This window comes from Tropicimonas sp. S265A, assembly GCF_049800835.1.
Taxonomy (GTDB): Bacteria; Pseudomonadota; Alphaproteobacteria; order Rhodobacterales; family Rhodobacteraceae; genus Dinoroseobacter.
Genome location: NZ_JBNAFU010000005.1, coordinates 102,204 through 127,081, shown reverse-complemented (window position 1 = coordinate 127,081; position 24,878 = coordinate 102,204). Strand labels below are relative to the sequence as shown.

Here is a 24,878-nt window from a genome sequence, read left to right as displayed (position 1 = left end):
TGACGGTATGGTCCTGAACGGTCAAACGAAAATAACTGGTCCTTCAGATCAATTTCGCTTAACCGAAGGAGCCGTATGACGACCTTGATCGACACATATCATGCCCTCGCCGAGGCAGGCGATATCACGACAGACGCAGCGCAGGTCGCCACCCTGCATGTGCTTGAAGATGTCGAGAGTGCCTTGCAGGCAGCCCCGCCCAAACGCGGGTTGCTCAAGCGGTTCTCCAAGCCCGAAGTGCCGCCGGGAAAGCGCGGCGCGTATCTGTGGGGTGGGGTCGGTCGCGGCAAGTCGATGCTGATGGATCTGTTTTTCGACCACGCCCCCGTCGCTGAGAAAAGGCGTGTGCATTTTCACGCCTTCATGCAGGAAATGCACGGCAAGCTGCATGAGGCGCGGAAGACCGGTGTGGATGATGCGTTGGCTCCCGTCGCGGCCGAGGTGGCGGCTACGACACGGCTCTTGTGTTTTGACGAGATGCAGATCACGGACATTACGGATGCGATGCTGGTGGGCCGATTGTTCGATCTGTTGTTCGCCTCCGGCGTGGTCATTGTGACGACCTCCAACCGGGTGCCGGATGACCTATACAAAAACGGGCTGAACCGAAACCTTTTCGTGCCGTTCATCGAGACGATCAAGGAGCGCCTGATTGTCCACGAACTGTTGTCGGAGACCGATTACAGGCAGAACAGGCTGACCGGCGCGCAACGATACTTTGCATTGAAGAAGCCCGAAGCCCGCCTGAAGCTCGACGCCATATGGGAAGACCTGACGGGCGGCGAGAACCATCCCCTGACCCTGACGGTCAAGGGGCGCGCGCTGGAAATTCCGCGCTATCACAATGGCGTCGCCCGTATGCGGTTCTGGGAGTTGTGCGGCCAACCCCTGGGACCCGGCGACTACCTCGCACTGGCAGGGGCTGTCCGGGTCTTGCTCCTTGATGACATCCCCACCCTCGGGCGATCGAATTTCAACGAGGCGAAACGCTTCGTGACGCTGATTGATGCTCTCTACGAGGCACAGGTTCAGTTGATCTGTTCGGCGGCAGCAGAGCCCGAGATGCTTTATCTGGAAGGGGAAGGCACGTTCGAGTTTGAACGCACAGCCTCGCGTCTGCGCGAAATGCAGGACGCTGCCTGGGGTCGCGACCCGGCATGACAAAAGCCGCGCCCGAGGACGCGGCTTGTATCGGGGCAGATCAGGTCAGATCAGGTCAGATCGCGTCCAGCATTGCCTCGCCGCCGGAGACTTCGCAAACGCCGGGGTTTTCCTCGGCGTGCAGGACCTTGACCACGCCGTCTTCGGCATAAAGTGCATAGCGCTTGGACCGCCCATGCAGGCCGGCGGGTGGCGCATCGAAATCCATACCCATCGCCTTGGTGAACGCGCTGCCCGGATCGCCCAGCATCGTGATCCCGGCCGCTGCGGCCCCGGTCGACTCGCCCCAGGCCTTCATGACGAACGGATCGTTGACGGAGACACAGACGATCTCGTCCACGCCTTTCGCGGCAAAGGCGTCCTGCGTCCGCATGAAACTGGGAACATGAGCAGAGTCGCAGGTCGGCGTATAGGCGCCGGGAACCGCGAAGAGGATTACCTTGCGCCCGGCCGTCAGGCTGCTGACGGATACGGCCTCGGGGCCGTCACTTCCCAGTTTGATCAGATCAGCCTCGGGCAGTTTGTCACCCACTTGCATTGCAGTCTCCCTTCGCGTTGCGTTTCGCTTTGATCCGCATATAGCTTGTGCGCGCGCAGACACCAGACCGAAATCAGAAAGCTCTCAGCCCATGTCTCATATCATTGTTGTCGGTGCCGGGCAGGCAGGGGCGTCGCTCGTGGCCAAGCTGCGTGGTCTCGGGCACAGCGGGGGATTGACCCTGATCGGCGCCGAAACAGCACCACCGTACCAGCGCCCCCCGTTGTCGAAAGCCTATCTTCTGGGGGAAATGGAGCAGGAGCGGCTCTACCTGCGTCCCGAGAGTTTCTATGCCGATCACGATATTCAATTGCGCCTTGGTCAGCCGGTCACGTCCATCGACACGGCTGCGCAGACGGTCACCCTGGGAGAGGAGACGCTGGCCTTCGACCAACTGGCGCTGACGACCGGGTCGGTCCCACGCCGTTTGCCCGCAGCCATCGGTGGCGATCTGCGCAATGTCTTTACCGTGCGCACACTTGCCGATGTTGATGCCATGCGCTCGGTGATGACAAAAGGGGCCTGCGTGCTGATAGTCGGGGGCGGCTATATCGGCCTCGAAGCGGCGGCGGTTGCCTCGAAGATGGGGCTCGACGTCAGCCTGGTAGAGATGGCGGACCGGATCTTGCAGCGTGTGGCGGCCCCGGAGACGTCGGATTACTTCCGCGCCTTGCATGCCGGGCATGGCGTGGACCTGCGCGAAGGCACCGGTCTCAGCCGCCTGACCGGCGATGAATCCGTATGTGGGGCGGTATTGTCCGACGGCACCGAGCTTGCCGTCGACATGGTGATTGTCGGGGTCGGCATTTCTCCGGACGATGCCTTGGCCGCCGCCGCCGGCCTCCAGAGCGACAATGGCATTGCCGTGGATGAAATGGGCCGCACATCCGCGCCCGGTGTGTGGGCCGCGGGTGATTGTGCTTCGTTGCCCTATCGTGGGCATCGTATCCGCCTTGAAAGCGTGCAGAACGCAATCGACCAGGCGGAAGCGGTCGCTGCCAACATGCTGGGCGCGAAAACGCCCTACGTGCCCAAGCCATGGTTCTGGTCCGATCAGTACGACGTGAAACTGCAAATCGCGGGGCTCAACACCGGCTACACTCGCGTGGTCACTCGACCCGAAGCCACCGGGCAGGCGGTCTCGCACTGGTACTATGCGGGTGACCGGCTGCTGGCAGTTGACGCAATGAACGCGCCCCGCGCCTACATGCTCGGAAAGCGCCTGATCGAAGCTGGAACGTCCCCCGATCCCGAAGCGGTGTCCGACCCCGGAACCGATTTGAAGGCGCTCATGCGCGGATGAGGATCATTTCCGGGCGCTACGGAGGACGCCGGTTGGCGCAGCTGGGCAAGGGAGATGCATCCGCGCATTTGCGGCCCACCCCCGACCGCGTGCGCGAGGCGCTGTTCTCGTCCCTGAGAGCTGGGGCCTATGGCGATCCGATCACCGGGGCGCGGGTGCTGGACCTGTTTGCAGGCACCGGTGCCTTGGGGTTGGAGGCCCTGTCGCGGGGGGCGGCGCATGTGACGTTTGTCGAGAACGGACGGGTCGCGCTGGGGCTTCTGGCGGACAATATCCGGATGCTGGATGTAGCGTCGCAGACGCGCGTCCTGCGTTGCGATGCGCGGCGCCGCGGAGATACCCCTGACGCGCCGTTCGACCTGATCTTTCTCGATCCCCCCTACGGCAAGGGTCTGGGCGGGCCAGCGCTTGCCCTGCCGGGCTGGATCGCGCCCGGCGCCCTCGTGGTTTGGGAGGACGCGCAGCCTCAAGACCCGCCGCCGGGTTTTGCCTTGAGGGACCAACGCCGCTATGGTGACACGCACATCACCGTTCTGGAGGCTGACGAATGACACCCACGCTCGCCGCTTCAGGAAAAGCGGCCGCCAAGTCGGAAACCGCACCGGCGCCCAAGCCCCCATTGCGCGGACCTGTTCTCATGGCCGACATTCTGACAGCCCCCGGCGGTCAGCCGAGCCTGTTGCGGTTGTGGGACGCTTGGGACATGCGCAAGGGGACAGGGTCCAGTCCCTCGCGCGTCCCGGGGTACTTTCGAACCTGAATGGATCAGCTGTCGGTACTGTTGTGTCAGTTGCCCTGCGCATCCAGCCCCCGCGTGACTTGTACGGCAGCCCGCGCGTCGGAAACCAGCGCCGCACCATCAAGGCCCTTTGACGTGACTTCTTCGATCCATGCGGCGGTAACTTCGGCGCCAAGCGCTTCGATTTCCGCGGTCAGTTCAGGCGACATGGTTGCGATCTCGTTGTCGGCATCCGCCATCGCCTGCTTGCCGTCGGTATCGCCCGTATCATGGGCGCGCCCGGCCCAGGCTGACGCGTAGAAACCCGAATTGGCGTCGATGACGGCCTTCAGATCGTCCGGCAGGCTGTCATACTTCGCCTTGTTCATGGCCCACAGGAAGAAAAGGTTGTAGAGGCTCTTGTCACCGGCGACATCCGTGTGACTGTCGGTCAGTTCATCGAGTTTCAACGATGGCGACATTTCCCAGGTTATCACGCCGCCGTCGACCACCCCGCGCGACAGCGCTTCGGGAAAGGCTGGCACAGCCATTCCGACCGGGGTTGCGCCAAGCCTTTCCAGCAAGAGCGTCGCAGGGCGTGACGGGCCGCGCAGTTTCAGACCGTTGAAGTCGGAAAGGGTGCTGATTGCCGGGCCCTTCTTGTGCACAAGGCCGGGCCCGTGCATGTGGGCTGCGATGACCTTGACGTCCGAAAAGTCATCCATCAGGTGCTTTTGGGTGTAAACCCAGGCGGCCTTGGACGCATCCTCGCCGGATTTGGTTGTCACGAAGGGCAGTTCCATCGCTTCGGCTTCGGGGAAGCGTCCGGGTTGGTAACCGGGGATCACCCAACCGCCGTCCACGGCGCCATCGCGGATCAGGTCGTACATGTTGGGCGCTTTGCCCCCAAGCTGCATGAACGGATACAGCTCCACCTTGATGCGGCCATCGCTGTCGGCCTCGATCTTGCGCGCCCAGGGTTCCATGAAATGGGTGGGATTGGCGCTGAGCGGTGAGACGAAATGCTGGAACCGAAGGGTCACGTCCTGCGCGACCGCAGGCAGTGCGGAAAAGCCCAGGACTACGGCAAGGGCCACCGGCTTGAAAACAAAGCTCATGAGACAGCTTTCATTTGGGAGTGGGATGAATGGCACAGGCGACGGCCAGGTGCCGGGATGGAGGTCAGGGAGGTCAAATCACTTCGCATCGTCAGCGCAAGGCGGTCGCGTGCTGTAACAAGGTGTCTGGATTCAAGGCTATGAACGAAAACTGGAGTGGGTGGAGATGCGTTTCGGTCTGCCAACTGGCGCGTCGGCTCAGACCGAGAACGTCGGATGAAACCGCCCACCGGGCGACAGCGTGAAGATTTCCGCGCCGTCCGCAGTCACGCCGATCGAATGTTCGAACTGCGCCGAAAGCGACTTGTCGCGCGTCACGGCTGTCCAGTCATCAGCGAGGATCTTTGTCTCGGGCCGGCCGAGGTTGACCATCGGTTCGATGGTAAAGAACATGCCTTCTTCAAGCACCGGGCCAGTGCCCGCGCGTCCGTAATGCAGAACGTTCGGCGGCGCATGGAAGACCCGGCCAAGCCCATGCCCGCAGAAATCGCGGACCACGCTCATCCGGTGGCCTTCGACGTAGGACTGGATCGCGTGGCCGATATCGCCAAACGTATTGCCCGGTTTGACGGCCTCGATACCCAGCATCAACGCGTCATGGGTCACCTGAACCAGGCGCTCCGCCTTGCGGTTCATCTTGCCTGCCACAAACATCCGCGACGTGTCGCCGAACCATCCGTCAACGATCACCGTGACGTCGATGTTCAGAATATCACCGTCTTTCAGCTTCTTCTGGCTGGGGATGCCGTGGCACACCACATGGTTGATCGAGATGCACGAACCGTGCTTGTACCCCTTGTAGCCGATCGTGGCCGAGGTTGCGCCGGCGTCTTCGACCATTTGCGTGATGATCCTGTCGAGTTCCTCGGTCGTCTGACCGGGCACAACGTGTGGTATGATCTCGTCGAGGATCCGGGCAGCCAGCGCGCCTGCCTTGTGCATGCCCGCGAAATCCGCTGGCTCATGCAAGCGAATGCCTTCACTGGTCAATCGGTGGCGGGGATGTTCGTTCAAACGATTACTCCTGTTGAGCCGGAACATAAGGGCTTGCGCAGTCGTATTCCAGTCCTCATGAAGCGGCGGCCTGCCTTGCCGTGTCGATTGGCAGGGCTGACGCGATTTCAACGCTGCCGCGGTCAATTCGTGTGCCGTAGCAGATCATTTCGACCCCGGCGTCGCGCGCCGCGTCAAACGCTGCCGCATATGTCGGGTCCAGATCGGCGGCTATCTTCAACCGCGCGCAGTCGGTGCGCTGCACGAGGTACACCATGACTGCGCGGTGCCCCTCGTCGACCATGGCCGACAGCTCGCTCAAGTGCTTTGCCCCGCGTGCGGTAACGCTATCGGGGAACTCGGCCCAGTCGTCCTCGCGGCGCAGGTGCACGTTCTTGACCTCTACATAGGCGTCGGGCAGACCATCGCCCGTGCACAGGAAATCTATGCGGCTGTTCGCGCCGTATTTGACCTCTGGTCGTATGCCCGAATACGCATTGAGTTCTGCAATCGCGCCTGCGCGCAGTGCCTCGCCGACAACGCGGTTCGGCACGGCAGTGTCGATCCCGGACCAATGGCCGTCGGGCAACTCCACCAGGCGCCAGCCATACCTCAGCTTTTTCTTCGGATCGTCGTTGGGCTCCAGCCAAATGCGCAGCCCGGGCGCCTTCAGTCCCATCATGCTGCCCGGGTTGGGACAGTGGGCGCGCACAACTTCGCCCGTGCTTTCCAGTTCCGCATCGGTCAGGAAGCGATTGTAGCGGCGGATCAGCCGTGCGGGGACGAGTTCGGTTTGAAAGCGCATGGCGGGCGACCTATACCGACACAAAGGGTCCGGCAAGGGAGCAAACATATGAGCAATCCGACAGCAGCCATGGTCGTGATCGGGGATGAGATCCTGTCCGGGCGTACCCAGGACAAGAACATGCATCATCTGGCCGGAGAGTTGACTGCCAAGGGGATTTCCCTGCGCGAGGCGCGCGTCGTGTCTGACGATCATGACGCGATCGTGGCGACGGTGCGGGACCTGTCTGCAACTTATGCACATGTGTTCACCTCGGGCGGCATTGGTCCCACCCATGATGACATCACCGCCGACGCCATTGCAGCGGCATTCGGCGTCTCGATTGATGTGCGTGACGATGCGCGCGCGCTGCTCAAGGCGCATTATGAAAGCTCGGGCAAGGAATTGAACGCGGCGCGCCTGCGGATGGCCCGTATTCCAGACGGCGCGACACTGATCGAAAATCCCGTCAGTACCGCACCCGGCTTCACCTTGCACAACGTGCATGTCATGGCTGGGGTGCCATCCGTGTTCCGCGCCATGGTCGCGTCCGTTTTGCCTACGCTGACCGGCGGGGCACCGCTCTTGTCCGAAAGCCTTCAGGTTCAGCGCCCCGAAAGCGAGCTTGCCGGGCCACTCGGACAGGCAGCGGATGCGTATCCGGACCTGTCCTTCGGGTCGTATCCGTTCATCCGTGACGGCGTCTTCGGGGCGAACCTCGTCGTTCGGGGTACGGACGCATCGCGTCTGGCAGAGGCGGTCGCACACCTTCGGACCGCGTTTCCGGATGCTGCATGACCGATATCTGGGCGGTCATCGATGCAACATGGACAGCGCCCCGCACACACCGCACCGGTCCGTTTCTGATCCGCGAAGGACAGGGTGGCGGACAGCGTGTCTCGGCGGCCACATCATTGGGGGATGTCAGTTCCGCTGATATCGAAGCCGCAGCGCAAGCGATGCGCGATCTGGAGCAAACACCGCTTTTCATGGTTCGCGGAGCGCAGGCGGCGTTTGACGCGCAACTCGAGGCGCTGGGGTACGTGGTCAACGATCCCGTGGTCGTTTTGCAAGGGCCGATCGAAAAACCATGTGCTGAACCCCCGCCGCCGGTGTCCGCTTTTCCGATCTGGCCGCCCCTGCACATCATGCGCGAGTTATGGGAGACCGGAGGCATCGGTCCCGAACGCCTCGCCGTGATGAACGCGTCCAGCGATCCGAAAACAGCCATCCTCGGGCGCGCGCAGGATCGGGCTGTGGGCTGCGCCTTCGTGTCGATCCACGACCGGACCGCGATGATCCACGCAGTGGAGGTCATCGCCCCTTACCGACGCAAGGGCGCAGCGCGCAACATGGTGCGAGGGGCCGCCCTATGGGCCCGCGATCATGGTGCAACCCGGTTTGCCACGCTGACCACACGGTCGAACACGGCATCACAGGCGCTCTTTGCTTCCCTCGGGCTCAACCCCGTGGAACACTACCACTACCGGATCTTGCGCGAGGAGGCGCACGTGTGATGACAAACCAACCCACTGCCCTCGATCTGCCGCAGGTCGACCCGTTGCCGGAGGCGACCGCAAAGTATTTTGCGATTTGCGAGGAGAAACTGGGGATGGTGCCCAATGTCTTGCGGGCCTATGCCTTCGACATCGAGAAATTGAACACCTTCACTGCGCTCTACAATGACCTCATGTTGGGAGACAGCGGTCTGACCAAACTGGAGCGTGAGATGATTGCCGTCGCCGTTTCATCGGTGAATCGTTGTTATTACTGTCAGGTCGCCCATGGTGCCGCCGTTCGGGAACTCTCGGGGGATCCGGAGCTTGGCGAGCAATTGGTCATGAACTATCGCGTCGCCGATTTGAGTGACCGTCAGCGCGCGATGCTCGATTTTGCCGTTGCCCTGACCGAAGGCAGCGCGAAAACGGCCGAGGCTGACCGGCAGCGCTTGCGCGATGTCGGCTTCTCGGACCGGGATATCTGGGATATTGCGTCCGTCACGGGGTTCTTCAACATGACCAACCGCATCGCTTCGGCGACGGACATGCGCCCTAATCCGGAATACCACGGGGCGCATCGGTGAAGTCATCCGCGCTGCCTTTGGCCCTGGCTGTGGTGTTGGCCGGTCCTGTTGCAGCGCAAGACCTTGTCCTTGGCTTCCCCGACGGGGCGGCCGAGGTCGTCGTACGCCAGCAGGACTATGGCCGTTACGCGGTTCCTATAGCGCCAGCAGAGCGGGGCACTGCCGCCACCGCTGCTTTGGAAGGCGCTGTTGCGCAAACCGTCTACCAAATTCCCGGCGCCCCCGAACTGGATGTGCTCATGGCGTCGCTGCGGATGCAGCTGTCCGATGCCGGGTATCTGACCCTGCTCGATTGTACTGCGCGCCAATGCGGCGGGTACGATTTTCGGCAGTCTGTCGAAACCCTGCCCCCTCCGGAGATGATCGTGGACCTTGCCCGGTTTGGCTACCTGGCGGCGCGGCATCCGGATACGGAGCGGGTCATCAGTCTGATTGCCAGCCTTGCGGACGGGATCGGGTATGTTCAGACCGTCCATGTCACCCCGTCTGATGCCCCGGCCCAAAAGCAGGCCCCCGTCGCCGCTTCGGATTCTCCAGAAGAGCCGGGCAGGTCCAAAACGGGATTGTTCACAGAGCGTGGGTCGGTCGTGCTTGAGGGATTGGAATTCGATACCGGCAGCGCCACTCTAAGCGATGCGATCTATCCGAGCCTCAAAGAGTTGTCCGATTTCCTGCGGACCAATTCCGACGCGGCGGTCACGCTCGTCGGTCATACGGACGCCGAAGGCGCCCTTGCCCCGAACATCGCTCTGTCACGTCAGAGGGCCGAGGCGGTCCGCACGCGTCTGATCGAGGGATTCGAGGTGAATCCTGCGCAGCTCACGGCCGATGGGGTGGGGTACCTTGCCCCGCGCGCAACCAACGCCACCCGGGACGGACGGCTTCTCAACCGCCGGGTGGAGGCGGTTCTGACCGCCCGGTAAGGCTTGATCAGGCGGTTTTGGGGTCCACTTCGGCAAACTCGCGCACGAGGAAATCGATAAACGCACGCACCTTGGGCTGCGTGAAACGGCCCGGCGGGTAGACCGCGTAAATCCCCATGGATTCCATGGGCAATTCGGGCAGAACCTCGACCACCTTGCCGCGATCCAGCGCATCGGCGTAGAGGAAGCTTGGCAGATAGGCAATGCCGAGGCCGGACTGTGCTGCATTCAGCAAGGACTGGCCGTCATTCACCGTCAACCAGCCCGCGGTGCGGACCTGCCGCTTTTCGCCTGAGGGTGCTGTGACCTTCCAGACATTGCCGGACGCCTGGTTCGAATAATGCAGCAGTTTGTGATCGCTCAGATCGTCGATCCGGCGGGGGGTGCCATACCGTTGCAGGTAATTGGGGGACGCGATCATGCGTTTGGTCGTATCGGTCAGCTTGCGGGCCCGCAGCGTGCTGTCCTCAAGATCACCAACGCGCACAGCCAGGTCGAAGCCTTCGGAGATCAGTTCAACATACCGATTGTTGAGAACCATATTGATCTGGATTTCCGGGAACTGATGCAGGAACCGAGACAGGATAGGGGACAGGTGGTTCACACCGAAATCCGTGGCGACTGAAATCCGCAGAAGACCCGAAGGTTCGGATTGCATCGCGCTGACCAATGCGTCTGCCTCGCCCGCGTCATTCAATACCCGGCGCGCCCGGTCATAGTACGCAAGTCCGATTTCGGTCGGGCTGACACGCCGCGTGGTCCGGTTGAGCAGGCGCGCGCCAAGGCGCGCCTCAAGCGACGAGACATGTTTCGACACTGCCGATTTCGAGATGCCCATCTTCTTTGCGGCATCTGTAAATCCACCTTGATCCACAACTGTGGCAAAGGCTTCCATTTCGGTCAGTCGGTCCATGTCGCGTTCCTGGCAGCTTCTTTCAGTTGACAGGTATCACTCGGAAATTAGGCAGATTTGAGCCCACGGGCAGACAATATCGGGGTTATCCACATCCTGTTCCTCTCATGGAAACAGGCAATGCGGCCAGATTTGGGCAAGAATTCCGGTCAAACCTGCCCTTTTGGACAGGTTTTGGGCACTTCGCGCGGGCAGTGACGCCTAAAGCGTCGCTGCAAGGCGCATGCCCTGATCAATGGCGCGTTTCGCGTCGAGCTCTGCTGCAACATCCGCGCCGCCGACGATATGGGCCGGGGTTCCGGTTGCGATAAGCTGATCTGCCACTGCGCGCAGGGGTACCTGCCCCGAACACAGAACGATCGTGTCGGCTGCGATCAGTTCGGGCCGCTCCCGCGCCTCGCCGTAGCTGACCCACAGGCCGTCTGTGTCGATCTTCTCGTAATTCACACCGCCGACCATGCGTACATTCTTCATCTGAAGGCTGGCGCGATGAATCCATCCCGTGGTTTTGCCCAGCCGCTTGCCGAGTTTTTCCGCCTTGCGCTGCAACAGCGTGATCTGGCGCGCGGGGGCCTCGGGTTGCGGGCCCTCGGGTGCCAGCCCGCCGCGCACCTGTTCGGGGTCCGAAACGCCCCATTCACGACGCCAAAGCTCAGGAACCTCTGTCGGGCTTTCGCCCTGATGGGCCAGATATTCGGCCACGTCGAACCCGATCCCGCCCGCCCCGACAATCGCGACCCTTTTGCCGACGGGCACCTGCCCGCGCAGGACATCGACATACGACACGACGTGCGGAGCGTCCTGCCCGGGGATGCCTGGGTCCCGCGGGGCCACACCCGAGGCGACGATCACCTCCTCGAAGGGCCGCAGCGCTTCGGCGTCGGCTTCGGTATTCAGGCGCACCTCAATGTCCCGCTCGGCGATCATGGTGCCGAACCAGTCGACGAGCCCGTGAAACTCCTCTTTCCCGGGGATCATGCGGGCCATGTTCAACTGACCGCCCAGCCGGTCGGACTTTTCGAACAATGTGACCTTGTGGCCCCGCTCCGCCGCGACCATGGCCGTCGTAAGACCCGCCGGGCCGGCCCCGACAACCGCGATGGTCTTCGGGGTATCTGACAGACCCCAGGTGAGCTCGGTCTCATGACATGCCCGTGGATTGACGAGGCAGGACGTGAGCTTGCCCGAGAATGTGTGATCCAGACAGGCCTGATTACACGCGATGCAGGGCGCAATGGTATCCGCGCGACCTGCCTTCGCCTTGGCAACGAAATCGGGGTCTGCGAGGAACGGGCGCGCCATCGATACCATGTCCGCGCAGCCTTCGGCCAAGACCTCCTCGGCGACCTCGGGCGTGTTGATCCGGTTGGAGGTGATGACCGGAATTCCAACCTCCCCCATCAGTTTCTTCGTCACCCAGGCAAATGCCTTGCGCGGGACGGAGGTTGCGATGGTCGGGATGCGTGCCTCGTGCCAGCCGATGCCGGTGTTCAGGATCGATGCGCCCGCGCCCTCGATCGCGTGGGCCAGTTGAACCACCTCGTCCCAGGTGGAGCCATTGGGGATCAGGTCGATCATGCTGAGCCGATAGATCAGAATGAAGTCAGTCCCCACCGCCTCGCGCACCCGCCGGACCACCTCCACCGGCAGACGCATCCGGTTTTCGTAGCTGCCGCCCCAGCGGTCGTCGCGGCGATTGGTGTGGGTCACGAGAAACTGGTTGAGGAAGTACCCTTCCGACCCCATGACCTCTACCCCGTCATACCCCGCCTCGCGGGCGCGGGTCGCAGCGGTGACAATGTCGCTGATCTGCTTTTCGATCCCGTTTTCGTCCAACTCCGTTGGCTTGAAAGGTGAGATCGGGGACTTGATGGCCGACGGGGCAACGCAGTTCGGGCCGTAGGCATAGCGCCCGGCGTGGAGGATTTGCATCGCGATACGCCCACCTGCGTCATGGACGCGGTCGGTGACAACCCGGTGGTTCGCGACATCTTCGGGTGTGTACAGGCCGGCAGCCCCTGGAAACACGCCACCTTCGGCGTTCGGAGCCATGCCGCCCGTGACCATCAGGCCCACGCCCCCGCGCGCGCGCGTCGCGTAGAATTTGGCCACGCGGTTCCAGTCGCGCGTTTCTTCCAGACCGGTATGCATCGACCCCATCAGCACCCGGTTGGGCAGGGTCACGTGACCCAGGTCCAGCGGTGCCAAAAGATGCGGATATCGATCCATGTCACAAACCTCCCGAATTGACGTAGCGACCCTGCCGCGTCATCCGCTGCTTGTCACCCGCAACGCTGCGTCAGGACGGCGTCCGCGCGCGCATTTCCGCGCGAAAAGCCGCGCGCAACTGGTCCAATTCGGCCCGCAGCGCGTGGACTTCCGCGCGCAGGTCTTCCGTGGCGGGGTGTCCAGCAATGATGGTGAGGCGATGCAGCACGTCTCCGTCGGTGTTGTCGGTGATCAGGAAGACTTGCGTTCCCTCTGACAACGCCGCGCGCGGCAGATCGAATTCCACATCCCAGGTATTCTTGGTGCCTGCCCGCGCCGTCAGCCGCAGCCCGGTCGTGGTCGATCCGTTGTGCAGCGCGACCAGGTCCGGCGCAGATATCGTGTGGCTGGCGCTGAGTTCACCGGTCCAGACGCCGTCTTGGAAACTGCGCTCGATCAGGGACAATCCGCTCATAGATCGGCCCTTTTGCCGCGCGACAGCCGCATGTCGTGCAAATGGACCGCGTTCATGGCTGGTTTTTCGAAAATCAGGTCAATCCACGCCCCGGTCAAAGGGTCGGGCTCCAATCCAGCGTAGGACAGGTCGAACGCAACCTTCGCGCAATCATCCGAGGCGGTCTCGAACGGAAAATGTGCCAGCATCTGTTGCGTGTTCGGGCCCTGTACGAGGTTGAGGCGCCCGTAGAGCGCAATCGGGGTTTCCATCTGCGCGACAAGGGCGATCCGGATGATATCCTCGTGTGCCCACGCGGACACGTCCGTGTCAGCGAGGTGAAGACACAGCGACAGAAAGCTTCCTTCAAAGCGTAGAATGTCAAACGTGATGCCGAACGGGGCCGGTGCGCTTGCCGGGGCAAGTGTTTGGCGCACGCAACTCTCCGATAGCGGGCAGTCATGAAAAACCGACAGACCGGGAGCAATCTCTGTGCCGGAGGCTGGGCCGACAAGATGCGGGGTATGAGCCGCCTGATGCCATGCGGTCGGGCGAAATGCCCAGGTCTCGGCCCTTGCAGGATCGGGCTGCGGGGCGCGCAGGCCACGCAACGCCGCCTGTGCGGCACGTGCAGCGGCGTCTGCGGCGGCGCGGCTGGCCAGTGCAGCCGATTGCTGCGCAACGAGATCGCTGGCGGGGTCCGTCTGCGGAAGCCCGGTTTCGGTCGCAGCAGCCGGGGTCAAGAGACGGCTCAGATTGCGCAGCATGGATGGCAGGTCTCAGCAGGGGCAAAGTTAAGTAGCGCTAAAGTATCTCGGACATATTGAGAAAGTCTAATCTTTCCCACGGCCCGGCAAGGTATACTAGCGGCCCGCATTCTCGCGCCGGATCACGCTCGCGAACTCGCGCACCATTGCTTTGCCGGCTTCGGCGGTCAGCGGGGCGTCATCAAACCCGATGACGGTCAGCGAAATCACCGTGCCTTCGAGGTCGAAGATTGCGCGCCATTGTTCCGCCGACATGCCCGGCACGTAGCCCGGGCTTTTGTCGAGCGCGTGCAGGAACAGCACGTCGCCGGATTTGCGCGTGTCGAGAATGGCGACGCTGTCAGCGCGGCCTGCCCGGCTTAGCATGGCGCGGCCATCTTCGGTCTTGAGATATGCTGTGACCTCTGCGCTTTGATCCTTGATCGACAGGCCGCCGGTTTCCTGAACGGCGGCGGTCAACAGGGCGCGAACCTCCGGTTGCGGATAGCGGGCCGTCTGCGCGATTGCAGCACAGTTGCCCAGCAGAACAAACGCGCTGTCCTGATCGTTGCGCAGGCTTTCGGTGTCGACGCAGAACCCGCTCGGACCGGCGATCGTGACCGCACTGCGCGAAACCGTAACCTCGCGCTGCGCGGTTCCCCCGCCCCCCGGCACCTGCAAGCATCCGGCCAGTGTCAGCAAGCCGACCCCTGCCAGCGCCAGAGCGCGCAAGCGCCTAAAGGTCAGCGTAGATGTGTTTTTCATCACGTGCCCCCGGATGGGTGACAGCGCCGAGCCGGGTCGAGCCCACAAGCTGCGCGTACTTCCAAAGTGCACCGGAGGCATAAATCGTCTCCCGCGGGCCTGCCCATTGCTCTTTTCTCTGAGCGAGTTCCGCATCCGACAAAGCGACCGAAATCTCGCCCTTCCTTGCATCAATGGTAATCATGTCGCCGTTTTGCAGCAAGGCAATCGGGCCGCAATGGGCGGCCTCTGGGCCAACATGGCCGACGCAGAAGCCACGTGTGGCGCCGGAGAAACGGCCATCGGTGATGAGTGCCACTTTTTTACCCATTCCCTGTCCCGAAAGGGCGGCCGTGGTGGCCAGCATTTCCCGCATGCCCGGGCCTCCTGCCGGGCCTTCGTTGCGGATCACGAACACGTCGCCTTGGGAGTAGGTGCGCTTCTGCACGGCCTCGAACGCGTCTTCCTCGCATTCGAAGACCCGCGCGGGGCCGGTGAAGGTCAGCTGGTCTTCGGTCATGCCCGCGATCTTCACGATGGCGCCTTCGGGGGCAAGATTGCCCTTCAGGCCGACCACCCCGCCCGTGGTCGAGAGGGGCTTGTCGACCGGATAGATCACGCGACCATCAGCTTCCAACGAGACCTTGTCGAGTTCCTCGCCGATGGAATAGCCGGTCACGGTCAAGCAATCCTCATGGATCAGTCCCGCGCGACGCAGTTCACGCATGACGACGGGCACGCCGCCTGCCTCGTACATGTCCTTTGCCACGTAAGTGCCGCCCGGCTTGAGGTCCACGAAATAGGGCGTATCGCGGAAAATCTCGCACACATCTTCAAGGGTGAACTCGATCCCGGCCTCATGGGCGATGGCGGGCAAGTGCAGACCGGCATTGGTCGAACCACCGGTGCAGGCCACGATCCGGGCCGCGTTTTCCAGCGATTTGCGGGTCACGATATCCCGGGCGCGGATGTTCTTTTCGATCAGGTCCATCACCATGCGGCCAGACGCCTCGCAATACTGGTCGCGGCTTTCATAGGGGGCCGGTGCGCCGGCGGAGTTGGGCAGCGCAAGACCGATCGCCTCGGACACGCAGGCCATCGTGTTGGCGGTGAACTGGCCGCCGCAGGCCCCGGCGGACGGGCAGGCGACCCGCTCCAGAACTTCGAGCTCGGCATCCGAGTAATTCCCGGCCTGATGCTTGCCGACCGCTTCGAAAACGTCCTGCACGGTCACGTCCTCACCGTGCAAGCGGCCCGGCAGGATAGAGCCTCCGTAGATGAAGACCGACGGCACGTTCAACCGCACCATGGCCATCATCATGCCGGGCAGGGATTTGTCACACCCCGCCAGACCCACGATTGCATCATAGCAATGCCCGCGCATGGTCAGTTCCACCGTGTCGGCAATCGCCTCGCGGGACGCCAGCGAGGAGCGCATGCCCTCGTGCCCCATGGCGATCCCGTCGGTCACGGTGATCGTGGTAAACTCACGTGGGGTGCCGTAGGCCTGTTTCACGCCCATCTTCACCGCCTGGGCCTGACGGTTCAGCGCGATGTTGCAGGGCGCGGCCTCGTTCCAGCAGGTTGCAACCCCAACCAGCGGTTGGTGGATCTCCTCTTCCGTCATGCCCATGGCATAGTAATAGGACCGATGAGGGGCGCGCGATGGCCCCTCGGTGACGTGTCGGCTGGGCAACTTGGATTTGTCGAACGGACGCTTGAGCATGGTGGCCTCCCCATGGGCTGGGTACTGATCTGAATTGCCGGTTGGGATACGCGCTCGGGCCGTCGGAGACAAGCGCCGAGCCGTGCCTTGCGCAATTCCAGCAACCAACTTACCGGGGTGCTTGCCCATCCCGCGCGGCCCGCCTAGCGTCGCGACCATGAGTGACCCCTATGACCGCTTCGACGAGATGACAGGCCTTGTGCAACCCCGGACGGAAATCTGGTGGTTGGTTCTGGGCACGGTGATCACGATTGCGCTTTATGTCGGGGGATCGGTCGCGTTCATCGTGTCCGCGATGTTCTTGCTGGCACCCGCCATGCCGGAGGTCGCCGCCTTTGCCACCGGAGTGGGTGTTGGCGACACCCCCGTCTCGGTCCTGTTGCTGCTCAGCACGTTCGGTGTGCTGGTTCTGGCGTTAATTCTGGCCGTGCGACTGGTGCACAAGCGCGGTCCCGGTACCTTGTTCGGCATCTCCGGACGGCGTGGACGCGAATTCTGGTACGCCACCGGCGTGTCGTTGGCGGTGACCGGCGTTACGATGGCGGTGTCGCTGCCCTTTGCGGACTTGAGTCCCAATCTGGATCCTGCACGCTGGGCGCTGTTTCTGATTCCGGCGCTCGTGCTGATTGCCGTGCAGACCGGCGCAGAGGAATTGGTGTTTCGCGGATACCTGCAGCAACAGCTTGGCGCGCGCTTCAACTCGTTTCTGGTCTGGGGCGTGCTCCCGAGCGCGCTGTTTGGCGTCGCGCATTTCGAAATCGCAAGTGCCGGTGCGAGTGCGCCTTTCGTGGCGCTCGCCGCCGGGGTCTTCGGGCTGGTGGCGGCTGATCTGACCGCACGGACCGGGTCGATCATGGCGGCCTGGGGGATGCATTTCGCCAATAACCTTGTCGCCATCCTTGGCGTAGGTGTCCCCGGCAGTATCACGGGTCTTGCACTTTACCTGACCGACATGCCGATCGACGACACCGGCGCGATCTTGCCATTCCTGATCCTCGACATGATCCTGACAGTCTTCGTCTGGTATCTGGTCCGGCGCGCGCTGCGGGTTTGATTGCAATTCCGAGCGGCGCCGCTTATTTCCGACGCGTCAGGGCGTTTCAGGCCCGCCCCAAGGATACGCCGCTCCGATGAACTGGATTTCCAACTACGTCCGCCCCAAGATCAACTCGCTGTTTTCGCGCCGCGAGATGCCCGAGAACCTGTGGACGAAATGCCCGGAATGCGGAACCATGCTGTTTCACCGGGAACTGGCACAGAACCTGAATGTCTGCGTCAGTTGCAACCATCACATGGCGATCACGCCGCGTGATCGGTTTCATGCGCTGTTCGACGGCGGCATCTTCAGCGAGGTCGAGGTGCCTGAACCGGTCGCTGATCCGCTGCACTTCAAGGACCAGAAGAAGTATCCCGAGCGGATGAAAGCCGCGCTGAAGGCGACCGGCGAGAAAGAAGCAATGCTGGTCGCCGAAGGCGAGATCGGGCGCACGCCCATCGTCTCTGCCGCGCAGGACTTCAGTTTCATGGGCGGCTCCATGGGGATGTATGTCGGCAATGCGATCGTCGCAGCAGCGACCCGCGCGGTGGAACTGAAGCGCCCGCTGATCCTGTTCTCTGCCGCTGGTGGCGCGCGCATGCAGGAGGGTATTCTGAGCCTGATGCAGATGCCGCGCACCACGGTGGCCGTGCAGATGCTGAAGGAAGCCGGACTTCCCTACATTGTCGTACTGACCCATCCGACCACAGGTGGGGTAACGGCGTCTTACGCGATGCTCGGTGATGTCCAGATTGCCGAGCCGAACGCGCTGATCTGTTTTGCCGGGCCGCGCGTTATCGAGCAAACGATCCGCGAGAAGCTGCCCGAGGGGTTCCAGCGGGCCGAGTACCTGCTGGATCACGGGATGCTGGACCGTGTCACACATCGTATGGCCATGCGCGACGAGTTGATCCGGATCACTCGGATGCTGACGGGGCAGGGACCGCAGATCAAAGGTGATTTGCCCGCACCGTCGCCGGAAACCTCGCCGGTTCCGGCTCAGCAGTCCAAACCGGCTGACGCGCCCGAGGGCTGAGATGACCTGCGATCCGGCCCGTACTCAGGGTTCTGACCGGGTTCTTGCCCGCTTGATGGCGCTTCACCCCAAGGTGATCGACCTCGTGCTGGACAGGGTCTGGCGTTTGCTGGGGGCGCTGGACCACCCGGAACGCAAGCTGCCCCCTGTGATCCACGTTGCGGGGACCAATGGCAAAGGCTCCACGCTGGCGATGATCCGCGCCGGGCTGGAGGGCGCGGGGGCGCGGTGTCACGTCTATACCTCGCCCCATCTGGCGCGTTTTCATGAACGCATCCGGCTGGCGGGCACGCTGATTTCCGAAGACGCGCTGCTGGACGTTCTGGAGGAATGCGAGGCCGCGAACGATGGCGCGCCGATCACCTATTTCGAGATCACCACGGTGGCAGCCTTTTTGGCGTTCTCCCGCATGCAGGCGGACTACACGTTGCTGGAAGTCGGGCTGGGCGGTCGGCTGGACGCGACAAATGTCATCGATCAGCCAGCGGTGACGGTGATTACGCCGGTCTCCTATGACCATCAGCAGTTTCTGGGAAACACGCTGCCGGAGATCGCGCGTGAAAAGGCGGGAATCATCAAGCGGGGGGTGCCTTGCGTCGTCACCCGTCAGGACGAGGCCGCGCTTGAAGTGATCGAGGCGCAGGCAGAACGTTGTGGGGCTCCGGTGCTGGCACAGGGCCAGCACTGGCACGTTTACGAGGAACGCGGGCGGCTGGTGTACCAGGACGAGCGCGGGCTTCTCGATCTGCCATTGCCCGCCTTGCCCGGCACGCACCAGATGGACAATGCCGGGGCCGCGTTGGCGGTTCTGCGGGCACTGGATGCAGGCAATCCGGAGGCCGCGATGACGCAGGCGGTCTGGCCCGCCCGGATGCAGAAGCTGACCCAAGGGCACTTGAAAGCCCTGCTTCCAGATGCCGAGATGTGGCTTGACGGGGGACATAACCCGCAGGCCGGTGCGGCGCTGGCGGCTTACCTCGCCAGCCACCCGGTGCCCGGCACGCATGTCATTTGCGGAATGCTCAGGACAAAGGACGTCGCAGGGTTTCTGAACCCGCTTGCCAAGGTCTCGGAAAGCCTGACCGCCGTGTCCATCCCGGGGGAGGCGGCCACATTGAGTGCCGAGGAAACCCGGGCCGCCGCGCAGGCGGCGGGGATCAAGGCTATGACAGCGCCCTCGGTGGAGGCCGCCGTGCGCACCCTCGCGCAAACCGGGGCTCGGCGCGTGATTATTTGCGGCTCGCTCTATCTGGCCGGTGAGGTGCTGCGCCAGAACCGGACGCTGCCCCACTGATCAAGTTGGGCCGGCGTTAACCAGAAACAAGGACTAACCTGCCAGAACGAACGGTGAACTTGCTTGTGCCGGAGTCGCCGTTTTGCCGACAGACCATCAAACGCTTGGATATCCGAACGATGCCTATGGGTTGACCAACGGCACGGTTCTGGAGCCTGCGGAAATCACGCTGACCGATATGGACGACGATAGCGATATCGGCCCCGGGGATCAGATCAACGGAGTGCGCATTACCGCGTCTTATCTGGGGGATAAGATCACCGTCGATACCGACACCGGCCCGGTGGAGATCGAGGGCGTCACCTTTTACCTCAGCAATGGCGACAAGCACTTCATGGCCACGGACGGCACCGTGCTCAAGCCCGGTGTCGCAGCGGGCTCGGAATGGGTGCCCAACTCCACGGATGTGCCCTTGTCCTCTGTCACGCCGCCCTGTTTCGTGGCGGGCACCCGTATCGCCGTGCCCGGTGGCGTGGCCCTGGTGGAGGACCTGCGCGCAGGCGACTGGGTCGAAACGCTGGATCATGGTCCGCAACGTCTGGTTTGGGTCGGGCAGCGCACCTTGCCGGGGATCGGCAAGTGCGCCCCGGTGGAGTTCGCCCCCGGCGCGTTGGGCAACGACGCCCCGCTGCGTGTCTCGCCCCAGCACCGGGTTCTCGTGCGTGACGGCCGTTTGGCGATGCTGTTTGACACCACGGAGACGTTGATCCCGGCCTGTCACCTCGTCGATGGGGTCTCAGTCCGCACCACGCCACAACCAAGCGTGACGTATGTGCACCTGCTCTTTGCGCGCCATGAGGTGGTGTTTTCCGAAGGGGTGCCAACCGAAAGCCTGCATCCGGGGCCGGTCGCGCTCGACGGGTTTACGCAAGCCGCCCGAGAGGAACTCTTGATGCTGATGCCGGAACTGGCTGAACACGATTGGGCGTATGGGCCATGCGCGCGCCGGGTGCTGAACCGGCATGAGGCGCGCGTGACCGGCGCGATGGTCTTGGGGGCCGGTTTCAGCCCGCCAGAGCATCCATCTTGCGCGCAAGCTTGACGTCAAGCTCCGACACGCCGCCCGCATCATGGGTGGTCAGGGTCACGTCCACGGTCTTGTAGACATTGAACCATTCGGGATGGTGATCCCATTTCTCGGCATAAAGCGCAGCGCGGGTCATGAACGCGAAAGCCTCGGTGAAATCCGTGAAAACGAAGCTCTTGGATATGGCGTCGCGATCGGCGGCTTCCGACCACCCGGATGCCCCAAGTTCGGCCATTGCCGCATCGCGCGCGGCCCCTGTCAGTTTCTCGGTCATTCGTCCTCGCTCCTCGTCTTCTTGAAGGGTCCGTACTTGGTCAGGACCTCGATCTCGTCATCCACCGCGTCACGCTCGGCTTCCAGATAGGTCTGGATCGCCTCCGCGAACCCGGGGTCACGAACCCAGTGCAGCGAATGGGTTGTCACCGGCAGGTATCCGCGGGCCAGCTTGTGGGCGCCCTGCGCCCCGGCTTCGACACAGGCCATGCCGTGTGCGATGGCGTAGTCGATCGCCTGATAATAACAGGCTTCGAAATGCAGGCAGGGGACGTCCTCGATCGCACCCCAGTACCGCCCGTAAAGCGTCTCGCGGCCGATGAAATTCAGTGCGCCGGCAATGGGCCGACCGGTGCGCAGCGCGAGGATCAGCAGCATGTCATTCCGCAGGGTGTCTTGTGCTGCATCGAAAAACGCGCGGGTCAGGTACGGGGTGCCCCATTTGCGCGCGCCGGTGTCCTGATAAAACCGCCAGAACGCATCCCAATGCTCGGGCTGAAGGTCATCTCCGGTCAGCGCGACAATCTCTCCGCCGAACGCGTGTGCCGTGGCCCGTTCCTTGCGGATGTTCTTACGTTTGCGCGAGGACAGATCGGCCAGAAACGCGTCAAAATCGGCATAGCCCCGATTTTCCCAGTGAAACTGCTGACTGGCGCGTGCCATCAAGCCCATCGCGGCGCCTGCCTGCGCCTCGTCTTCGGTGCAGAAAGTGATATGGACCGAACTGATCCCGTTCTGCTCGGCAATCTGAACGGCCCCTTGCACGAGGGCAGCGCGCCCAATCCCCTCGAAGCCGGGCCTGGTCAGAAAACGCCGCCCCGTCGCCGGAGTAAAAGGCACGGCCATCTGGAACTTCGGGTAATAGCGCCCGCCTGCGCGCTCGTAGGCATGGGCCCAGTTGTGGTCGAAGATGAACTCACCCTGGCTGTGCGATTTGGCGTAAAGCGGCGCGACGCCAATCACCTCGCCGTTGCGTCGGGCCACGAGGTATTGCGGCGTCCATCCCGTTCCCACGCCGACAGAGCGGGAGACTTCGAGCGCCGACAGAAAGCGGTGCGTCGTAAACGGGTCGCGGGGCCGACCCCCATCCGTGGCTTCCGGGCAGGCACACGCGTCCCAGTCTGCCGCCTCTATCTGGGCAAGCGAGGTCAGAACGGAGACTTCGATCCGAGCCTCGGTTTCCGGCATGTCAGAGGGATGTGCGGTCATGGGCTCGCATGGCTGTTCGTGCGTGCGCGACCACATGGGTCGCCCCCGGGCGGCGTCAAGTGATCGGTCCGCCGGATGCGGGTCTGGGCGACGGCGTGTATCCTTCGAATGTGATGTTGTGGGCAACGCGGCGCGCGACACGTTCCTGCCGGGGCGATTTGATTGTCCAGGTGAGGATCGGGACGCCCTTGTTGCGCAAGGCGACCACTGCATGGGCGCTAAGGCTGCGTCGGTCATGGCTAATGAAGCTTGCGCCGACCTCCTCGAACAATTCGAACCGGTTCAGACGTGCGGCCATGCGATATGTCAGACCACCACGTGGCAGGAAGCGCTTGGTTGTCAGACCGCGTGGCGTTTGCGGAGAAAGGCGGGCAAGATGCGCCACGCTGTGTGGGTTGAACGACATCACTGCCGTGGGCTCGGTATACCCACGGAGGGCACGCGCCACAGCGCGCGCGAGCGGGTCGGGCTCAGGGCCAAAACACCCCGACTGGTCCTTCAGTTCGATCAGAACCGGAACGCGGCCCGCGACATCCGCCAGCACCTGCGACAGCGTCGGAATGCGGTCTCCGTCACCGCCGAGCAGCGCCAGGCGTGTCAATTCCGACGTTGTGCGATCCGCAACGGCTCCGCGTTCCGATGTTAAACGGTCCAGAAGTGGGTCATGAAACACCACCGCGTCTCCGTCGCGGGTCGGCTGCACGTCCAACTCGATCCCGTACCCGGCATCAACAGCCGCGCGCACGGCCCCGAGGCTGTTCTCAATCACATTCCGGGCTTGGTCGTGCAGACCCCGGTGCGCCAGTGGCACGCCCAGAAACTCGAGCGGTAGCGGCACATGCGATGCGACAGCACTTGCAGGCTTCATCTTGATGACCCCGTTCGGGACGCGTGTGCCGGCAGTCACAAGCGCAACGCATGAATAGTCAAGAGGCGTTCAAGGCAGTTGTGACGTTTCGGAGCATGCTCCATTGTCCGTGCAATGGCTGCGACCCAACGCGCGGTTTTTTGCGGCGTGCAGGCCACGCGCGGTTCACAAATACGGTAGCGGGTCGGCGACGGACCGCTGGTGCTTTCAATATTCTGAAGCGTGTTCTATGTCTTCGTCCTATCATCGTGTGATTGTGCCCCTATTCGGATATTCCATTCCCATGCCTCATGAAATTGGCCGCCTGTTTCGGATTTGTCTTGCGATCATGACGCTGGGGGTGCTCGGGGCTTGCGCCACGTCGCAGCCGCCCGACGCCATCAATGACCCTTTTGAAGGCGCCAACCGCAGCATGCATGCGTTCAACAAGGGGCTGGACCGCGCCGTGGTGCGCGATGCCTCCCGTATTTACGTCACCGTGACCCCGGATCCGGTGGTGCAGGGCATTGCCAACTTTTTCAGCAATGTGGGCGAGCCGCTGAATGCAGTGAACAACGTATTCCAAGCGGATATCGACGGCGTCACCTATTCGACCCTGCGGTTTCTGACGAACTCCACCATCGGGATCGGCGGGCTGTTCGATGTCGCCAGCGAGATGGGTATCCCCGAAGACGACACGGATTTCGGAGAAACGATGTACGTTTGGGGCGTTGCGGAGGGGCCGTACCTGGAGGTGCCGTTCTTCGGGCCGCAGACGACACGGCGTTTCGTCGGACGTGGCGTGGACATCGTGCTGGACCCTCTGGGGCTTGTTCTGGGCTTCTTCGACGGGGCGACGCTCCAGGCCAGCCTGTTCGTTCTCGATGCGCTGAAAATCCGTGATGACCGGCGCGCGGCCATTGACGCGGCGCTCTACGACAGTGTGGACAGCTATGCGCAGGCACGAATTGTTTACCTTCAGAACCGCCGATTCCGCCTTGGAAGCAATGCAGGTCCCGACTATCTGGATCCTTACGAGGACCCGTTTTCGGACGTGCCCCTGGACAATGACCTTTTCGTAGACCCTTACGAGGACCCCTATGCCCAATAACCTGTCCCGTCGCTCTGCCCTGTCCCTGATGGCCGCTGCGGGGGCGGCGCTTGGGCTGTCAGGTCCGTCTTTCGCGTTGACCTCTCAAGGGGCGTCTTCGCTCGTCACCAAGCTGGTCGACGACATCCAGCGCACTGTGAATTCGGGCAAGACCGGGCCGTCGCTCTATCGCGAGTTCGAACGTATCTTCAAGACATACGCGGACCTGCCGATAATCGCGCAGTCCGTGATGGGCGTTGAATGGCGCACGGCATCGGCATCGCAGCGCCGCGCGTTTACCGAGGCGTTCGCAGGCTATGTGTCGCGTAAGTACGGCAAGCAATTCCGTGACTTTATCGGCGGTCGGGTCGAGGTGAAGTCGGCGCGTCCGATTCGCACCTTTTACGAGGTGCGTTCCACCGCGTATCTCAAGGGTGAAAGTCCGTTCGACGTCGTGTTTCTCGTGTCAGACCGCTCCGGCAGCGACCGTGTGTTCAACATCATCGTCGAGGGCGTGAACATGAACACCTCGGAACGGACAGAGATCGGCGCGATGATCGACCGGCGGCGCGGGGATATCGACGCCATGATCGCGGATCTGCGTCAGGCGGGCTAGGTCGCCGGGCTTAACTGGTTTCTGAGATACCAAGGCGC

27 protein-coding genes are annotated in these 24,878 nt (G+C 62.7%); 14 read left to right on the top strand and 13 right to left on the bottom strand.

The genetic code is table 11. From position 1 onward, the window contains the following. Window positions 1-75 precede the first annotated feature (75 nt). A complete protein-coding gene (gene zapE / locus ACP15N_RS13640) occupies window positions 76-1,161 on the top strand; it encodes a cell division protein ZapE (protein ID WP_425092862.1) in 1,086 nt (361 codons plus the stop codon). A gap of 55 nt (window positions 1,162-1,216) precedes the next feature. On the opposite strand, the gene ACP15N_RS13635 is transcribed toward zapE, so the two are convergent. Continuing rightward, a complete protein-coding gene (locus tag ACP15N_RS13635) occupies window positions 1,217-1,699 on the bottom strand; it encodes a peroxiredoxin (protein ID WP_425092861.1) in 483 nt (160 codons plus the stop codon). A 91-nt stretch (window positions 1,700-1,790) separates the two neighbouring features. Here ACP15N_RS13635 and ACP15N_RS13630 point away from each other — a divergent pair, with 91 nt between their 5' ends. From ACP15N_RS13630 to ACP15N_RS13620, 3 genes are read left to right on the top strand one after another with little or no spacing between them, the layout of a single operon-like run. Continuing rightward, complete coding sequence (locus ACP15N_RS13630; protein ID WP_425092860.1) at window positions 1,791-3,002, top strand: NAD(P)/FAD-dependent oxidoreductase; 1,212 nt, start codon at window positions 1,791-1,793, stop codon at window positions 3,000-3,002. Beyond that, window positions 2,999-3,553: a 16S rRNA (guanine(966)-N(2))-methyltransferase RsmD gene (gene rsmD, locus ACP15N_RS13625; RefSeq protein ID WP_425092859.1), complete on the top strand. Its 555-nt coding sequence runs from the start codon at window positions 2,999-3,001 to the stop codon at window positions 3,551-3,553. Before ACP15N_RS13630 ends, rsmD begins: the two co-directional genes overlap by 4 nt. Then, complete coding sequence (locus ACP15N_RS13620) at window positions 3,550-3,762, top strand: hypothetical protein (RefSeq protein WP_425092858.1); 213 nt, start codon at window positions 3,550-3,552, stop codon at window positions 3,760-3,762. Before rsmD ends, ACP15N_RS13620 begins: the two co-directional genes overlap by 4 nt. A gap of 26 nt (window positions 3,763-3,788) precedes the next feature. On the opposite strand, the gene ACP15N_RS13615 is transcribed toward ACP15N_RS13620, so the two are convergent. The 3 genes from ACP15N_RS13615 to sfsA all read right to left on the bottom strand — a co-directional run bounded on the left by ACP15N_RS13615 (window position 3,789) and on the right by sfsA (window position 6,636). Further along, window positions 3,789-4,838, bottom strand: a complete 1,050-nt coding sequence (locus ACP15N_RS13615; protein ID WP_425092857.1) for a TRAP transporter substrate-binding protein — start codon at window positions 4,836-4,838, stop codon at window positions 3,789-3,791. A gap of 198 nt (window positions 4,839-5,036) precedes the next feature. Further along, the gene (gene map / locus ACP15N_RS13610; protein WP_425092856.1) at window positions 5,037-5,852 is read right to left on the bottom strand and encodes a type I methionyl aminopeptidase; all 816 of its coding nucleotides are present in this window, start codon (window positions 5,850-5,852) and stop codon (window positions 5,037-5,039) included. A 55-nt stretch (window positions 5,853-5,907) separates the two neighbouring features. Further along, entirely contained in the window at window positions 5,908-6,636 is a 729-nt protein-coding gene (sfsA, locus tag ACP15N_RS13605) for a DNA/RNA nuclease SfsA (protein ID WP_425092855.1), read from the bottom strand. Window positions 6,637-6,684: 48 nt separating this feature from the next. Here sfsA and ACP15N_RS13600 point away from each other — a divergent pair, with 48 nt between their 5' ends. The 4 genes from ACP15N_RS13600 to ACP15N_RS13585 are packed head-to-tail and all read left to right on the top strand — an operon-like array spanning window position 6,685 to window position 9,621. Then, a complete protein-coding gene (locus ACP15N_RS13600; protein ID WP_425092854.1) occupies window positions 6,685-7,413 on the top strand; it encodes a competence/damage-inducible protein A in 729 nt (242 codons plus the stop codon). Next, a complete protein-coding gene (locus tag ACP15N_RS13595; RefSeq protein WP_425092853.1) occupies window positions 7,410-8,132 on the top strand; it encodes a GNAT family N-acetyltransferase in 723 nt (240 codons plus the stop codon). The genes ACP15N_RS13600 and ACP15N_RS13595 overlap by 4 nt, the downstream gene beginning before the upstream one ends. Further along, a complete protein-coding gene (locus ACP15N_RS13590) occupies window positions 8,132-8,698 on the top strand; it encodes a peroxidase-related enzyme (protein ID WP_425092852.1) in 567 nt (188 codons plus the stop codon). The genes ACP15N_RS13595 and ACP15N_RS13590 overlap by 1 nt, the downstream gene beginning before the upstream one ends. Beyond that, window positions 8,695-9,621 (top strand): OmpA family protein, encoded by a 927-nt coding sequence (locus tag ACP15N_RS13585; protein WP_425092851.1) that lies wholly within the window; start codon window positions 8,695-8,697, stop codon window positions 9,619-9,621. The genes ACP15N_RS13590 and ACP15N_RS13585 overlap by 4 nt, the downstream gene beginning before the upstream one ends. A 7-nt stretch (window positions 9,622-9,628) precedes the next feature. On the opposite strand, the gene ACP15N_RS13580 is transcribed toward ACP15N_RS13585, so the two are convergent. The 6 genes from ACP15N_RS13580 to ilvD all read right to left on the bottom strand — a co-directional run bounded on the left by ACP15N_RS13580 (window position 9,629) and on the right by ilvD (window position 16,412). After that, on the bottom strand, window positions 9,629-10,534 hold the full coding sequence (locus ACP15N_RS13580) for a LysR family transcriptional regulator (RefSeq protein ID WP_425092850.1): 906 nt from the start codon (window positions 10,532-10,534) through the stop codon (window positions 9,629-9,631). A gap of 201 nt (window positions 10,535-10,735) precedes the next feature. After that, window positions 10,736-12,763 carry an FAD-dependent oxidoreductase gene (locus ACP15N_RS13575; protein WP_425092849.1) on the bottom strand — a complete coding sequence of 676 codons (2,028 nt, stop codon included), beginning with the start codon at window positions 12,761-12,763 and terminating at the stop codon, window positions 10,736-10,738. Between the two features lie 70 nt (window positions 12,764-12,833). After that, entirely contained in the window at window positions 12,834-13,217 is a 384-nt protein-coding gene (locus ACP15N_RS13570) for a hypothetical protein (RefSeq protein WP_425092848.1), read from the bottom strand. Then, entirely contained in the window at window positions 13,214-13,963 is a 750-nt protein-coding gene (locus tag ACP15N_RS13565; protein ID WP_425092847.1) for a DUF6478 family protein, read from the bottom strand. Before ACP15N_RS13565 ends, ACP15N_RS13570 begins: the two co-directional genes overlap by 4 nt. Before the next feature lie 96 nt (window positions 13,964-14,059). Continuing rightward, window positions 14,060-14,707: a hypothetical protein gene (locus tag ACP15N_RS13560; RefSeq protein ID WP_425092846.1), complete on the bottom strand. Its 648-nt coding sequence runs from the start codon at window positions 14,705-14,707 to the stop codon at window positions 14,060-14,062. Further along, window positions 14,679-16,412 carry a dihydroxy-acid dehydratase gene (gene ilvD / locus ACP15N_RS13555; RefSeq protein ID WP_425092979.1) on the bottom strand — a complete coding sequence of 578 codons (1,734 nt, stop codon included), beginning with the start codon at window positions 16,410-16,412 and terminating at the stop codon, window positions 14,679-14,681. The genes ACP15N_RS13560 and ilvD overlap by 29 nt, the downstream gene beginning before the upstream one ends. Window positions 16,413-16,569: 157 nt before the next feature. On the opposite strand from ilvD, the gene ACP15N_RS13550 reads away from it, so the two are divergent. The 4 genes from ACP15N_RS13550 to ACP15N_RS13535 all read left to right on the top strand — a co-directional run bounded on the left by ACP15N_RS13550 (window position 16,570) and on the right by ACP15N_RS13535 (window position 20,820). Continuing rightward, the gene (locus ACP15N_RS13550) at window positions 16,570-17,466 is read left to right on the top strand and encodes a lysostaphin resistance A-like protein (protein ID WP_425092845.1); all 897 of its coding nucleotides are present in this window, start codon (window positions 16,570-16,572) and stop codon (window positions 17,464-17,466) included. A 76-nt stretch (window positions 17,467-17,542) separates the two neighbouring features. After that, a complete protein-coding gene (accD, locus tag ACP15N_RS13545; RefSeq protein WP_425092844.1) occupies window positions 17,543-18,484 on the top strand; it encodes an acetyl-CoA carboxylase, carboxyltransferase subunit beta in 942 nt (313 codons plus the stop codon). Between the two features lies 1 nt (window position 18,485). Next, window positions 18,486-19,778 carry a bifunctional folylpolyglutamate synthase/dihydrofolate synthase gene (locus tag ACP15N_RS13540; protein ID WP_425092843.1) on the top strand — a complete coding sequence of 431 codons (1,293 nt, stop codon included), beginning with the start codon at window positions 18,486-18,488 and terminating at the stop codon, window positions 19,776-19,778. 82 nt (window positions 19,779-19,860) lie between these two features. Further along, window positions 19,861-20,820, top strand: coding sequence for a Hint domain-containing protein (locus ACP15N_RS13535; protein ID WP_425092842.1), 960 nt, complete (start codon window positions 19,861-19,863; stop codon window positions 20,818-20,820). Here the strand turns inward: ACP15N_RS13535 and ACP15N_RS13530 are convergent. The 3 genes from ACP15N_RS13530 to ACP15N_RS13520 are packed head-to-tail and all read right to left on the bottom strand — an operon-like array spanning window position 20,783 to window position 23,155. Further along, entirely contained in the window at window positions 20,783-21,079 is a 297-nt protein-coding gene (locus ACP15N_RS13530; protein ID WP_425092841.1) for a 4a-hydroxytetrahydrobiopterin dehydratase, read from the bottom strand. The two genes, ACP15N_RS13535 and ACP15N_RS13530, sit on opposite strands and share 38 nt — an antisense overlap. Continuing rightward, window positions 21,076-22,287 (bottom strand): GNAT family N-acetyltransferase, encoded by a 1,212-nt coding sequence (locus ACP15N_RS13525; RefSeq protein WP_425092840.1) that lies wholly within the window; start codon window positions 22,285-22,287, stop codon window positions 21,076-21,078. Before ACP15N_RS13525 ends, ACP15N_RS13530 begins: the two co-directional genes overlap by 4 nt. Before the next feature lie 55 nt (window positions 22,288-22,342). Then, window positions 22,343-23,155: a glycerophosphodiester phosphodiesterase family protein gene (locus ACP15N_RS13520; RefSeq protein ID WP_425092839.1), complete on the bottom strand. Its 813-nt coding sequence runs from the start codon at window positions 23,153-23,155 to the stop codon at window positions 22,343-22,345. 283 nt (window positions 23,156-23,438) lie between these two features. Here ACP15N_RS13520 and ACP15N_RS13515 point away from each other — a divergent pair, with 283 nt between their 5' ends. Both ACP15N_RS13515 and ACP15N_RS13510 read left to right on the top strand, forming a co-directional pair. Further along, window positions 23,439-24,245 carry an MlaA family lipoprotein gene (locus ACP15N_RS13515; RefSeq protein WP_425092838.1) on the top strand — a complete coding sequence of 269 codons (807 nt, stop codon included), beginning with the start codon at window positions 23,439-23,441 and terminating at the stop codon, window positions 24,243-24,245. Then, the gene (locus ACP15N_RS13510) at window positions 24,235-24,840 is read left to right on the top strand and encodes an MlaC/ttg2D family ABC transporter substrate-binding protein (RefSeq protein ID WP_425092837.1); all 606 of its coding nucleotides are present in this window, start codon (window positions 24,235-24,237) and stop codon (window positions 24,838-24,840) included. The genes ACP15N_RS13515 and ACP15N_RS13510 overlap by 11 nt, the downstream gene beginning before the upstream one ends. Window positions 24,841-24,878 lie beyond the last annotated feature (38 nt).

Bases quoted from the DNA above. Each gene is read 5' to 3' on its own strand.
- ACP15N_RS13570 (WP_425092848.1), bottom strand. From the start codon at position 13,217: ATGAGCGGATTGTCCCTGATCGAGCGCAGTTTCCAAGACGGCGTCTGG.
- accD (WP_425092844.1), top strand. From the start codon at position 17,543: ATGAACTGGATTTCCAACTACGTCCGCCCCAAGATCAACTCGCTGTTT.
- ACP15N_RS13560 (WP_425092846.1), bottom strand. From the start codon at position 14,707: ATGAAAAACACATCTACGCTGACCTTTAGGCGCTTGCGCGCTCTGGCG.
- ACP15N_RS13510 (WP_425092837.1), top strand. From the start codon at position 24,235: ATGCCCAATAACCTGTCCCGTCGCTCTGCCCTGTCCCTGATGGCCGCT.
- ACP15N_RS13590 (WP_425092852.1), top strand. From the start codon at position 8,132: ATGACAAACCAACCCACTGCCCTCGATCTGCCGCAGGTCGACCCGTTG.
- ACP15N_RS13630 (WP_425092860.1), top strand. From the start codon at position 1,791: ATGTCTCATATCATTGTTGTCGGTGCCGGGCAGGCAGGGGCGTCGCTC.
- ACP15N_RS13550 (WP_425092845.1), top strand. From the start codon at position 16,570: ATGAGTGACCCCTATGACCGCTTCGACGAGATGACAGGCCTTGTGCAA.
- ACP15N_RS13575 (WP_425092849.1), bottom strand. From the start codon at position 12,763: ATGGATCGATATCCGCATCTTTTGGCACCGCTGGACCTGGGTCACGTG.
- sfsA (WP_425092855.1), bottom strand. From the start codon at position 6,636: ATGCGCTTTCAAACCGAACTCGTCCCCGCACGGCTGATCCGCCGCTAC.
- ACP15N_RS13515 (WP_425092838.1), top strand. From the start codon at position 23,439: ATGCCTCATGAAATTGGCCGCCTGTTTCGGATTTGTCTTGCGATCATG.
- ACP15N_RS13600 (WP_425092854.1), top strand. From the start codon at position 6,685: ATGAGCAATCCGACAGCAGCCATGGTCGTGATCGGGGATGAGATCCTG.
- ACP15N_RS13595 (WP_425092853.1), top strand. From the start codon at position 7,410: ATGACCGATATCTGGGCGGTCATCGATGCAACATGGACAGCGCCCCGC.
- ACP15N_RS13635 (WP_425092861.1), bottom strand. From the start codon at position 1,699: ATGCAAGTGGGTGACAAACTGCCCGAGGCTGATCTGATCAAACTGGGA.
- ACP15N_RS13540 (WP_425092843.1), top strand. From the start codon at position 18,486: ATGACCTGCGATCCGGCCCGTACTCAGGGTTCTGACCGGGTTCTTGCC.
- ACP15N_RS13525 (WP_425092840.1), bottom strand. From the start codon at position 22,287: ATGACCGCACATCCCTCTGACATGCCGGAAACCGAGGCTCGGATCGAA.
- ilvD (WP_425092979.1), bottom strand. From the start codon at position 16,412: ATGCTCAAGCGTCCGTTCGACAAATCCAAGTTGCCCAGCCGACACGTC.
- ACP15N_RS13520 (WP_425092839.1), bottom strand. From the start codon at position 23,155: ATGAAGCCTGCAAGTGCTGTCGCATCGCATGTGCCGCTACCGCTCGAG.
- ACP15N_RS13580 (WP_425092850.1), bottom strand. From the start codon at position 10,534: ATGGACCGACTGACCGAAATGGAAGCCTTTGCCACAGTTGTGGATCAA.
- zapE (WP_425092862.1), top strand. From the start codon at position 76: ATGACGACCTTGATCGACACATATCATGCCCTCGCCGAGGCAGGCGAT.
- ACP15N_RS13620 (WP_425092858.1), top strand. From the start codon at position 3,550: ATGACACCCACGCTCGCCGCTTCAGGAAAAGCGGCCGCCAAGTCGGAA.
- ACP15N_RS13530 (WP_425092841.1), bottom strand. From the start codon at position 21,079: ATGACCGAGAAACTGACAGGGGCCGCGCGCGATGCGGCAATGGCCGAA.
- ACP15N_RS13565 (WP_425092847.1), bottom strand. From the start codon at position 13,963: ATGCTGCGCAATCTGAGCCGTCTCTTGACCCCGGCTGCTGCGACCGAA.
- rsmD (WP_425092859.1), top strand. From the start codon at position 2,999: ATGAGGATCATTTCCGGGCGCTACGGAGGACGCCGGTTGGCGCAGCTG.
- ACP15N_RS13615 (WP_425092857.1), bottom strand. From the start codon at position 4,838: ATGAGCTTTGTTTTCAAGCCGGTGGCCCTTGCCGTAGTCCTGGGCTTT.